General features: G+C 69.4%; 11 protein-coding genes and 2 tRNA genes. 3 read left to right on the top strand and 10 right to left on the bottom strand.

What is annotated here, in order from left to right; genetic code table 11:
- The first annotated feature begins 24 nt into the window (after positions 1 to 24).
- Together ALIDE2_RS12025 and ALIDE2_RS12020 are read left to right on the top strand one after the other, a co-directional pair.
- Complete coding sequence (locus tag ALIDE2_RS12025; RefSeq protein ID WP_013722169.1) at positions 25 to 2058, top strand: M3 family metallopeptidase; 2034 nt, start codon at positions 25 to 27, stop codon at positions 2056 to 2058.
- A gap of 121 nt (positions 2059 to 2179) precedes the next feature.
- On the top strand, positions 2180 to 2821 hold the full coding sequence (locus ALIDE2_RS12020) for a glutaredoxin family protein (protein ID WP_013519050.1): 642 nt from the start codon (positions 2180 to 2182) through the stop codon (positions 2819 to 2821).
- On the opposite strand, the gene rpiA is transcribed toward ALIDE2_RS12020, so the two are convergent.
- The gene (rpiA, locus tag ALIDE2_RS12015; protein ID WP_013519049.1) at positions 2818 to 3507 is read right to left on the bottom strand and encodes a ribose-5-phosphate isomerase RpiA; all 690 of its coding nucleotides are present in this window, start codon (positions 3505 to 3507) and stop codon (positions 2818 to 2820) included. The two genes, ALIDE2_RS12020 and rpiA, sit on opposite strands and share 4 nt — an antisense overlap.
- A gap of 35 nt (positions 3508 to 3542) precedes the next feature.
- Here rpiA and ALIDE2_RS12010 point away from each other — a divergent pair, with 35 nt between their 5' ends.
- Positions 3543 to 4589 carry a quinone-dependent dihydroorotate dehydrogenase gene (locus ALIDE2_RS12010; RefSeq protein ID WP_013519048.1) on the top strand — a complete coding sequence of 349 codons (1047 nt, stop codon included), beginning with the start codon at positions 3543 to 3545 and terminating at the stop codon, positions 4587 to 4589.
- Positions 4590 to 4641: 52 nt separating this feature from the next.
- Here ALIDE2_RS12010 and ALIDE2_RS12005 read toward each other — a convergent pair whose 3' ends face one another.
- The 9 genes from ALIDE2_RS12005 to hscA all read right to left on the bottom strand — a co-directional run bounded on the left by ALIDE2_RS12005 (position 4642) and on the right by hscA (position 10189).
- Positions 4642 to 4941: a hypothetical protein gene (locus ALIDE2_RS12005; protein WP_013519047.1), complete on the bottom strand. Its 300-nt coding sequence runs from the start codon at positions 4939 to 4941 to the stop codon at positions 4642 to 4644.
- Position 4942: 1 nt separating this feature from the next.
- Entirely contained in the window at positions 4943 to 5338 is a 396-nt protein-coding gene (locus ALIDE2_RS12000) for a phage holin family protein (RefSeq protein WP_041701490.1), read from the bottom strand.
- Positions 5339 to 5371: 33 nt separating this feature from the next.
- Entirely contained in the window at positions 5372 to 5680 is a 309-nt protein-coding gene (locus ALIDE2_RS11995; protein WP_013519045.1) for an ElaB/YgaM/YqjD family protein, read from the bottom strand.
- Positions 5681 to 5812: 132 nt separating this feature from the next.
- Positions 5813 to 6925, bottom strand: a complete 1113-nt coding sequence (locus ALIDE2_RS11990) for an NAD(P)/FAD-dependent oxidoreductase (protein WP_013519044.1) — start codon at positions 6923 to 6925, stop codon at positions 5813 to 5815.
- Positions 6926 to 7008: 83 nt separating this feature from the next.
- A tRNA-Val gene (locus tag ALIDE2_RS11985) sits at positions 7009 to 7083 on the bottom strand.
- Positions 7084 to 7117: 34 nt separating this feature from the next.
- Positions 7118 to 7192: transfer RNA gene (locus ALIDE2_RS11980), tRNA-Val, on the bottom strand.
- Between the two features lie 26 nt (positions 7193 to 7218).
- The gene (gene dnaQ / locus ALIDE2_RS11975; protein WP_013519043.1) at positions 7219 to 7947 is read right to left on the bottom strand and encodes a DNA polymerase III subunit epsilon; all 729 of its coding nucleotides are present in this window, start codon (positions 7945 to 7947) and stop codon (positions 7219 to 7221) included.
- Positions 7947 to 8285: an ISC system 2Fe-2S type ferredoxin gene (gene fdx / locus ALIDE2_RS11970; protein ID WP_013519042.1), complete on the bottom strand. Its 339-nt coding sequence runs from the start codon at positions 8283 to 8285 to the stop codon at positions 7947 to 7949. Before fdx ends, dnaQ begins: the two co-directional genes overlap by 1 nt.
- Positions 8286 to 8320: 35 nt before the next feature.
- Complete coding sequence (gene hscA / locus ALIDE2_RS11965) at positions 8321 to 10189, bottom strand: Fe-S protein assembly chaperone HscA (RefSeq protein ID WP_013519041.1); 1869 nt, start codon at positions 10187 to 10189, stop codon at positions 8321 to 8323.
- Between the last annotated feature and the right edge of the window lie 20 nt (positions 10190 to 10209).

Below are 10209 nucleotides of genomic sequence, written 5' to 3'. Positions count from 1 at the left end.
TACGGCGACGCCATCTAAACCCGCATGAACAACCCCCTCCTCGACTTCTCCGGCCACATCCCGTTCGATCGCATCACGCCGGCCGACGTGGCTCCGGCCGTGGACCGGCTGCTCGAACGCGCCAACGCCGCGCTGGAAACCGTCACCCAGCCGGACTTCCCGGCGCGCTGGGACTCGATAGCCCGCGTGCTCGACGTGGCCACCGAGGAACTGGGCCGCTCCTTCGGCGCCGTGAGCCACCTGAGCAGCGTGGCCGACACACCCGAGCTGCGCGCCGCCTACAACGCCGCCCTGCCCCGGGTCACCGAGTTCTGGACCCGCCTGGGCGCCGACGAGCGCCTGTACGCCAAGTACAAGGCCATCGACCCTGCCACGCTCAACGCCGAGCAGCGCCAGGCCCTCGGCAACGCCATGCGCAACTTCCGCCTCTCGGGCGCCGAGCTGCAGGGCGCGGCCAAGCAGCGCTTCGCGGCCATCCAGGAACGCCAGGCCGAGCTGCAGCAGAAATTCAGCGAGAACGTGCTCGACGCCACCGACGCCTTCGCCTACTACGCGAGCGCCGATGAGCTCGAAGGCGTGCCCGCCGACGTCGTCCAGGCCGCGCGCGCCGCGGCTGAAGGAGAGGGCAAGGAGGGCTACAAGCTCACGCTGAAGATGCCCTGCTACCTGCCGGTGATGCAGTTCGCCAGGAGCAGCGCGCTGCGCGAGACGCTCTACCACGCCTACGTCACGCGCGCCTCCGACCAGGCCGCGGGCGACGCCGTGCGCTTCGACAACAGCGCCGTCATGGCCGAGATCCTGGCGCTGCGCCAGGAAGAGGCGCGGCTGCTGGGCTACGACAACTTCGGCCAGGTATCGCTGGTGCCCAAGATGGCCCACACGCCGGAGCAGGTCACGCACTTCCTGCGCGACCTCGCGCGCCGCGCGCGCCCCTTCGCGGAGAAGGACGTGGCCGACTTGCGCGCCTTCGCCGCCGAACAGCTGAACCTGCCCGACCCGCAGCCCTGGGACTGGCCCTACGTCTCCGAAAAGCTCAAGGAGGCGCGCTATGCCTTCAGCGAACAAGAGGTCAAGCAGTACTTCCCGGCGCCCAAGGTGTTGGCCGGGCTGTTCAAGATCGTCGAGACGCTGTTCGAGGTCGCCATTCGCCCCGACCAGGCCCCCGTGTGGAACCCCGCCGTGGAGTTCTACCGCATCGAGCGCGGCGGCCAGCTCGTCGGCCAGTTCTACCTGGACCAGCCCGCCCGCAACGCCAAGCGCGGCGGCGCCTGGATGGACGACGCCCGCGCGCGCTGGCTGCGCCCCGACACGGGCCAGCTGCAGACCCCCGTGGCGCACCTCGTGTGCAACTTCGCCGAGGGCGTGCAGGGCCGCCCGCCGCTGCTCACGCACGACGACGTGATCACCCTGTTCCACGAGTTCGGCCACGGCCTGCACCACATGCTCACGCAGGTGAACGAACGCGACGTCTCGGGCATCAGCGGCGTGGAATGGGATGCCGTGGAGCTGCCCAGCCAGTTCATGGAGAACTTCTGCTGGGAGTGGGAGGTGCTCAGGCACATGACCGCCCACGTGGAGACGGGCGAGCCCCTGCCGCGCGCGCTCTACGACAAGATGATCGCGGCCAAGAACTTCCAGGCCGGCATGCAGACGCTGCGCCAGATCGAGTTCGCGCTGTTCGACATGCTGCTGCACACCGGGCACGACCCGAAGGACGACCCGCTGCCCCTGCTCGAGAGCGTGCGCGACGAGGTCGCGGTGCTCAGGCCCCCGGCCTTCAGCCGCACGCCCCACAGCTTCAGCCACATCTTCGCGGGCGGCTACGCGGCCGGCTACTACAGCTACAAGTGGGCCGAGGTGCTCTCGGCCGACGCCTACGCCGCCTTCGAGGAAACCGCCGGCGAGGACGGCATGCCCGACATCGGGACCGGCCGGCGCTACCGCCAGAGCATCCTGGAGGCCGGCGGCAGCCGCCCCGCGATGGAGTCCTTCAAGGCCTTCCGTGGCCGCGAGCCCACGCTGGACGCGCTGCTGCGCCACCAGGGCATGGCATCATGAAAAAATGAGCTGCCAGCGCTTGCCAGCCAATGGATTCAGGCTAATTTCTACCTGAAAACCTTGTATACCAAGCGCCAGCAGCTATGATTTTTAAATCAGGCAAGACATGAGGAGCACCTGCATGACCTTCATCCGCCATGCCGCCGCGGCGGCGGCCTGCACGCTGCTGGCCCTGGCCGCGCAGGCCCAGCAGGTCTACCGCATCGTGGGGCCGGATGGCAGGGTCACGTTCTCCGACCGACCGCCCGCCGCCGGCGCCGAAGCTGCGCCGGTCGGCGCCGGAGCGCAAGGCAGCGGCGGCAGCGAAGCCCTGCCCTACCAGCTGCGCCAGATCGCCGCGCGCTTTCCCGTGACGCTGTACACCGGCAGCGACTGCGCGCCCTGCGACAGTGCGCGCAACCTGCTCGTCAGCCGCGGCGTCCCGTTCACGGAGCGCACCGTGGGCAGCAACGAGGACATCGAGGCGCTCAGGCGGCTCAGCGGCGAATCCAGCCTGCCGTTCGGCACCATAGGCGGGCAGCAGCTCAAGGGCTTTTCCGACAGCGAGTGGAGCCAGTACCTGGACGCGGCCGGCTATCCCCGCCAGTCGCAGCTGCCCCCCGGCTACCGCCGCCCCCCGGCAACCCCGCTCGTCGCCGTGCAGGCCAGGCCTGCGGTACCGGAGGCAGAGAGCGCGCCTGCGGCCCCCGCAGCACGCCCCGCGGCGCCCGCCACGCCACCCACCGGCCGCACGCCCGCCAACCCGGCGGGCATCGTCTTTTAGAACTTCAGCGTGCGCACGCCCTGCGCCGTGCCCAGCAGGCACACATGGGCCTTCTGGCGCGCGAACACGCCCACGGTGACCACGCCGGGCCACTGGTTCACCTCGCTCTCGAACGCCAGCGGGTCGCCGATCGCCAGGCCCCGAACGTCAAGGATGTGCTGGCCGTTGTCGGTCACGAGCGGCCGGCCGTCCCTGAGGCGCAGCGTGGCCTGCCCACCCAGCGACTCGAAACGCCGCGCGATCTGCGACGCGGCCATGGGAATCACCTCGACCGGCAGCGGGAAAGCGCCCAGCACGCTGACCAGCTTGGACTCGTCCGCGATGCAGACGAAGCGCTGCGCCAGCGCCGCCACGATCTTCTCGCGCGTGAGCGCCGCGCCGCCGCCCTTGACCATGTAGCCGCGGCCGTCGATCTCGTCGGCGCCGTCGATGTAGACCGACAGCGAGGCCACCTCGTTGGCGTCGAGCACCGGGATGCCCAGCGCCTTGAGCCGCGCGGTGCTGGCCTCCGAGCTCGATACCGCGCCGCCGATGCGCTCCTTGACCGTCGCCAGCGCATCGATGAACTTGTTGACCGTGGAGCCCGTGCCCACGCCCACGATCTCGCCGGGCACCACGTAGTCCAGCGCGGCCCGGCCGACCAGGGTCTTGAGTTCGTCTTGGGAGAGGGATGTGGGTGCAGTCATGGGGGAAAATCGCGAGTGAATCCGCAATTATCCCCATGTCCCTACTTCCCTACGCCTTCGCCCGCCCTTTTCTCTTCGGCATGGACGCCGAAGCCGCCCACGAACTGACCATGGACATGCTGGCGCGCGGCCAGCGCACGCCCCTGCAATGGGCCTGGTGCAATGAAACGGTGAGTGATCCCGTGCAGCTGGCCGGGCTGACCTTTCCCAACCGCGTGGGCCTGGCCGCGGGGCTGGACAAGAACGCGCGCTGCATCGACGCCCTGGCCGCCATGGGCTTCGGCTTCGTCGAGGTGGGCACGGTCACCCCAAAGGCGCAGCCCGGCAACCCCAAGCCGCGCATGTTCCGCCTGCCCGAGGCGCGCGCGCTCATCAACCGTCTGGGCTTCAACAACGAGGGGCTGGACGCCTTCATCGCCAACGTGCGCCGCTCGCAGGTGCGCGCCCAGGGCAAGCCCCTGCTGCTGGGCCTGAACATCGGCAAGAACGCCGCCACGCCCATCGAGCAGGCCACGGGCGACTACCTAGCCTGCCTGGAGGGCGTGTACCCCCACGCGGACTACGTGACGGTGAACATCAGCTCGCCCAACACCCAGAACCTGCGCGCACTGCAGAGCGACGAGGCGCTGGACGCGCTGCTGGGCGCGATTGCCGACCACCGCGAGAAGCTGGCCGCCGCCCAGGGCCGGCGCGTGCCCATCTTCGTGAAGATCGCCCCCGACCTGAACGAGGCGCAGGTCGCCGTGATCGCCGCCACGCTCACGCGCCACGGCATGGACGGCGTGGTCGCCACCAACACCACCATCGCCCGTGACGCCGTACAGGGCCTGCCCCACGCGGGCGAGGCCGGCGGCCTGAGCGGCGCGCCCGTGCGCGAAGCCAGCAACGCCGTCATCCGCCAGCTGCGCGCCGCGCTGGGCCCGGCCTTCCCCATCGTCGGCGTGGGCGGCGTCATGAGCGCCGAAGACGCCGTCGGCAAGATCCGCGCGGGCGCCGACGTGGTACAGATCTACACCGGCCTGATCTACGAGGGCCCCGCCCTCGTGAGCCGCGCCGCGCGCGCCATCCGGGCCATGCGCTGAAGCCAAAGGCAAGGGCCGCGCATGGCGGCCCTTGGCGATGGATGGGCAGCTGTCAGCCGCGCCGCATGCGCAGGATGGCGGGCAACACCACGCCCGCCCAGCGCACCACGCGGCCGGGACCCGCCAGCGCGGCAACGCCCAGCACGGCCGCGACCGCCAGGGGATGCAGGCGGGCAAAGCTGACGAACCGCGCGATCAGCGGGTCCCCGGGGTTCACGCGCCCCTGCGGGGCCGCCGCGGCGCGCGCCTGGCGCATGGCGTCGCGGCGCGCGCGCAGGCGCTCGCGCTGCGCCAGGATGCGGTCGAGCACCTGTTGCTGCTCGGGCGTAGGTTGGCGTGGAGACATCGGCATATCAGAGCTGCTCCTTGATCACGTGCCAATCCTGCGCCAGCTCCCGGCGCGTGAGCGCGAAGGCGTTGCGGGAGCGGCGCGCCAGCGACACCAGGGCCACCAGCACGCCGCCGCAGGCCGCGCACCACACGCCCGCCAGAATCCAGGCCACCAGCGCACGCTGGGGCGTATCCCAGAATTGCACCAGCACAGCCGCCGACAGGAGCAGCAAAGCCACCACGGCCAGCGTACCGAAGACGACCAGCAGCAGCGCCAGCAGCGCCATGCGGCGTCTGTGCTCGGCCCACTCCAGGCGCGCAAGCTCCATGCGGTCTTCCACCGCGGTCGCACCCTCGGAAATGGCGGTGCGCCAGCGCGCCGCCAGGCCCTGCAGGTTCAGCAGCGAGATCCAGTTCATGCGCCCCATCGGTCGACTGCCGGCAGGTAGCGCTCAGCGGCGCGCCAGCAGAAAGCCCACCAGCGCGCCCACGGCCAGCGCCGCGCTGGCCACGCGCCAGGGCTCGTCGTGGGCGTAGCGGTCTGCCGCACGGGCGGCGTCCTTGGCCTGGTCGGCAGCCTGCTGGGCGGCGCGCACGGCGGCATCGCGCACGGTCTGGACGCCATCGTCGAGGCGCTGGCGCAGCTGCTTGATCTCAGGAATCCCGTCCAGATCCCTGTTGGCCAGCAGGCCGCGCAGGTCGCCGACCAGCTTCTCGAGCTCGCCCTGGGTCGTGGAGATGGTTTCGGATACGGAGGTCATAGACAAGCCTTTCATAGCAGGAAACAACGGCAAGACGCCATCCATGGCAAACATGTAGGCGGATGCTTCATCTTAGCCCAGCCAGCCCGTTTCAAGAATGGCACATCGCCAGGGCGTGCTTTTCGACAGGAATCAAGCGCTTCGATCAGAGAACATGTCCGACACATATGCGCCGATGGCCAGCGCGCTGGTCAGCCCCGGCGACTCGATGCCGAACAGGTTGACCAGCCCGGCCACGCCATGCTGGCGCGGCCCCTGGATCACGAAATCGGCTGCGGGCTCCTGCGGCTCGTGGATCTTCGGGCGGATGCCCGCATAGCCCGCAGCCAGCGCCCCATCGCGCAGGCCCGGCCAGTACTTGCGCACCTCGGCATAGAAGCCCTGTGCGCGGCCGGCGTCCACCACCAGGTCGTCCGGGCCGTCCACCCACTGCACGTCGGGCCCGAACTTGGCCTGACCGCCCAGGTCCAGCGTCAGGTGCACGCCCAGCCCGGCGGCCTCGGGCACCGGGTAGATCAGTCGACTGAACGGCGCGCGGCCCGACAGCGTGAAGTAGTTGCCCTTGGCATACGCCGCCCGCGGCACGTGGGCGGGATCGAGCCCCGCGAAGCGGCGCGCCAGGTCCGGCGCATGCAGGCCGGCCGCGTTCACCACCGTGCGCGCACTGATGCGGGTGCCGTCCCTTGCTTCTAGATGAATAGCATCTGGCGAACACTGGGCGCGCTCGAGAGGCGAGTTCAATGCCAGAAGACCGCCGGCGTTCTCCAAGTCGCCGAGCAGCGCCAGCATGAGCGCGTGGCTGTCAACGATACCCGTGCTGGGCGACAGCAGCGCGGCCACGCATTCGAGCTCGGGCTCCAGCGCCCTGGCCTCGTCGCGCGTGAGCCACTGCAGGTCATCCACGCCATTGGCGGCCGCGCGCTGCCTGATGCCATCGAGCTGCGCCTGCTGCTGGGGCGAGGTGGCCACGATGAGCTTGCCGCAGCGGCGATGCGGCAGGCCGCGCTGCGCGCAGTAGTCGTACAGCATGGCCTTGCCCTGCACGCACAGCCGCGCCTTGAGCGAGCCCTGGGGGTAGTAGATGCCGGCGTGTATCACCTCGCTGTTGCGCGAGCTGGTTTCCGTGCCGATGGCGTTGGCCGCCTCCAGCACCATCACCTCACGCCCGGCCAGGGCCAGCGCACGCGCCACGGCCAGTCCCACCACTCCCGCGCCGACGACGACGCAATCCACCCTATCGCTCATTGCTTATCTCCTTCGAGGCTTTATACGGGCTGGCGATCGAAAAAGAAAACCCCTTGAAGGCATGCTTTGCAAGGGGTTTGATGTGGTGGGCGATACATGGATCGAACATGTGACCCCTGCCGTGTGAAGGCAGTGCTCTACCGCTGAGCTAATCGCCCAAGGCTTCGGCCCGATGGGCCGGAGCTTGAAAACTGGTGGGTGATACATGGATCGAACATGTGACCCCTGCCGTGTGAAGGCAGTGCTCTACCGCTGAGCTAATCACCCGTTGCCGCTGTGGCGACAGCCAACAATTATGGCATAGCTTTTTGCGCCTCGGCGCGAGTACGCCAAATTGTTTTGCCTGCGCTCGACTTGTCGATCTGCGCGAGCAGGTCCTCGTGCTCGGCCAGTTCCTGGTCGCTGGCGAGCAGCACCGGCAGCACCAGGCGGCTCAGGTCGACGGCCGCCACCTTCACGCCGCCCTCGCCATTGGCCGTCTCGTCCATGATCAGCAGCGCATCCTGGCCGCGGGTCATGTTGATGTAGACGTCGGCCAGCAGTTCGGCGTCGAGCAATGCGCCGTGCAGCGTGCGGCCCGAGTTGTCCACCTCCAGGCGGTCGCACAGCGCGTCCAGCGAATTGCGCTTGCCCGGGAACATCTCCTTGGCCATGGCCAGGGTGTCGATGACGCCGTCCACGTGCGCGGCCAGCGGCGGCAGGCCTGCGAGCTCCAGTTCCTTGTCCAGGAAGCCGACGTCGAAGCTCGCGTTGTGGATGATGAGCTCGGCGCCCCGCAGGTATTCCAGGATGTCGTGCACCACCTCGGCGAACTTGGGCTTGTCGCGCAGGAACTCGTTGCTGATGCCGTGCACCTTCAGCGCATCCTCGTGGCTGTCGCGCTCGGGGTTCAGGTACAGGTGCAGGTTGTTGCCCGTGAGCTTGCGGCTCAGCAGCTCCACGCAGCCCAGTTCGATGATGCGGTCGCCGTTCTCGGCGGACAGGCCGGTGGTTTCCGTGTCCAGGACGATCTGCCGCGGCATCAGTGGTTCTCCTTGGCGTGGTTGATGGAGTACTTGGGAATCTCCACCGTCACGTCGCTCTGCGCGAGGATGGCCTGGCACGACAGGCGCGACTGCGGCTCCAGGCCCCAGGCGCGGTCGAGCAGGTCTTCCTCCTCCTCCTCGGCATCGTTGAGCGACTCGTAGCCCTGGCGCACGATGACGTGGCAGGTGGTGCAGGCGCAGCTCATGTCGCAGGCATGCTCGATCTTGATGTTGTTGTCCAGCAGCGCCTCGCAGATCGAGGTGCCGGCGGGCGCGGTGATCTCGGCCCCCTCGGGGCAGTATTCGTGGTGGGGCAGGATTCTGATGACGGGCATGGCAGCCTAGGTTCCGGTGTCGATGATGGGGTGCGTCAAAGCGTGTCCACGTTCCTGCCGGCCAGCGCCTCGCGGATGCCGCGGTTCATGCGCCGGGCCGCGAAGGCCTCGGTGCCCTTGGCCAGGGCGCTCGTCGCGGCCTCGATGGCGGCCGCATCCCGGCCCGCCTCCAGCGCCGTGCGCAGCGCCTGCATCAAGGCATCGATGGCCTCGCGCTCGTCGGGCGCGAGCATGTCGCCGTCGGCGTCCAGGGCGCTTTGCGTGGCAACCAGCAGGCGGTCGGCATCGACGCGCGCCTCGACCAGGGCGCGCGCCCGCATGTCCTGCTGCGCCGTGGCGAAGCCGTCCTGCAGCATGCGGGCGATCTGCTCGTCGGAGAGGCCGTACGAGGGCTTGACGTCGATGCGCGCCTCCACGCCGCTGGTCTGCTCGCGCGCGCTCACGCTGAGCAGGCCGTCGGCATCGACGGTGAAGGTCACGCGTATGCGCGCCGCGCCGGCAGCCATGGGCGGGATGCCGCGCAGCTCGAAGCGCGCGAGGCTGCGGCAGTCCTGCACCAGGTCGCGCTCGCCCTGCACCACGTGGAGCGCGAGCGCGGTCTGGCCGTCCTTGTAGGTGGTGAAGTCCTGCGCCTTGGCCGTGGGGATGGTCTCGTTGCGGTTCACGATGCGCTCGACCAGGCCGCCCATGGTCTCCAGCCCCAGGGACAGGGGGATCACGTCGAGCAGCAGCAGGTCGCCCGCGGCGTCGTTGCCGGCGAGCTGGTTGGCCTGGATGGCCGCGCCTATGGCGACCACCTCGTCGGGGTTGAGGTTGGTCAGCGGCTCGCGGCCGAAGAACCCGGCCACTGCCTCGCGCACCTGCGGCATGCGGGTGGAGCCACCCACCAGCACCACGCCCTGCACGTCATCCCGCCCGATCTGCGCGTCGCGCAGCGCGCGGCGCACGGCCGCGAGCGAACGCTGGGTGAGCGCGGCGGTGACCGCATCAAAATCCGAACGCTTTACGTCAAAATGGACCCTCTGGCCCGCCACGTCTGCGCTGAACGCTGCGGTTTCGGTAGCAGTGAGAGCCTCCTTGCAGGCCCGCGCCGCCAGGCGCACGGCGGCCTTGTCCTCGGGCGTGCGCGCCCGCAGGCCCAGCCGCTGCAGCACCCAGTCGGCGAGGAACGCGTCGTAGTCGTCGCCCCCCAGGGCCGAGTCGCCCCCCGTGGCGATGACCTCGAACACGCCCTTGGTGAGGCGTAGTACGGAGATGTCGAAGGTGCCGCCGCCCAGGTCGTACACGGCATAGACACCCTCTGCGGCATTGTCCAGGCCGTAGGCGATGGCGGCCGCCGTGGGTTCGTTGATCAGGCGCAGCAGGTTCAAGCCGGCCAGGCGCGCCGCGTCCTTGGTGGCCTGGCGCTGCGCGTCGTCGAAGTAAGCCGGCACGGTGATCACGGCGCCGTAGATGTCGCTGTCGAAGCTGTCCTCGGCGCGAAAGCGCAGCGTGGCCAGGATCTCGGCACTGACCTCGACGGGCGACTTCATGCCCGCGGCCGTGGACAGGCGCAGCATGCCGCCCGCGTCTTGCGAGGAAACGAAGTCGTAGGGCAGTGCCTCGTGCCCGGCGATGTCGGCGAGGCCCCGCCCCATGAAGCGCTTGACGGACGCCACCGTGTTCGACGGGTCCAGGGTCTGCGCCGCGGCGGCCTCATGCCCGATGTGGCGGGCGCCGCCCGCCAGGTAGCGCACGACCGAGGGCAGCAGCACCCTGCCTTGCGCGTCCGGCAGGCATTCGGCCACGCCGCTCTTCATCGCGGCCACCAGCGAATGCGTGGTGCCCAGGTCTATGCCTATGGCGATGCGGCGCTGGTGCGGGTCGGGGGACTGGCCGGGTTCGGATATCTGCAGAAGCGCCATGGAGTGAGTCGAAGGCAAAG

It is taken from the genome of Alicycliphilus denitrificans K601, from assembly GCF_000204645.1.
Lineage (GTDB): Bacteria > Pseudomonadota > Gammaproteobacteria > Burkholderiales > Burkholderiaceae_C > Alicycliphilus > Alicycliphilus denitrificans.
This window is presented reverse-complemented; position numbering and strand designations above follow the sequence as displayed.

Coding starts and splice junctions, on each gene's coding strand:
- ALIDE2_RS11990 (WP_013519044.1), bottom strand. CDS start 6,925: ATGAGCGATAGGGTGGATTGCGTCGTCGTCGGCGCGGGAGTGGTGGGA.
- fdx (WP_013519042.1), bottom strand. CDS start 8,285: ATGCCCGTCATCAGAATCCTGCCCCACCACGAATACTGCCCCGAGGGG.
- dnaQ (WP_013519043.1), bottom strand. CDS start 7,947: ATGCCGCGGCAGATCGTCCTGGACACGGAAACCACCGGCCTGTCCGCC.
- ALIDE2_RS12010 (WP_013519048.1), top strand. CDS start 3,543: ATGTCCCTACTTCCCTACGCCTTCGCCCGCCCTTTTCTCTTCGGCATG.
- ALIDE2_RS12020 (WP_013519050.1), top strand. CDS start 2,180: ATGACCTTCATCCGCCATGCCGCCGCGGCGGCGGCCTGCACGCTGCTG.
- ALIDE2_RS12005 (WP_013519047.1), bottom strand. CDS start 4,941: ATGCCGATGTCTCCACGCCAACCTACGCCCGAGCAGCAACAGGTGCTC.
- ALIDE2_RS11995 (WP_013519045.1), bottom strand. CDS start 5,680: ATGACCTCCGTATCCGAAACCATCTCCACGACCCAGGGCGAGCTCGAG.
- rpiA (WP_013519049.1), bottom strand. CDS start 3,507: ATGACTGCACCCACATCCCTCTCCCAAGACGAACTCAAGACCCTGGTC.
- ALIDE2_RS12000 (WP_041701490.1), bottom strand. CDS start 5,338: ATGAACTGGATCTCGCTGCTGAACCTGCAGGGCCTGGCGGCGCGCTGG.
- ALIDE2_RS12025 (WP_013722169.1), top strand. CDS start 25: ATGAACAACCCCCTCCTCGACTTCTCCGGCCACATCCCGTTCGATCGC.
- hscA (WP_013519041.1), bottom strand. CDS start 10,189: ATGGCGCTTCTGCAGATATCCGAACCCGGCCAGTCCCCCGACCCGCAC.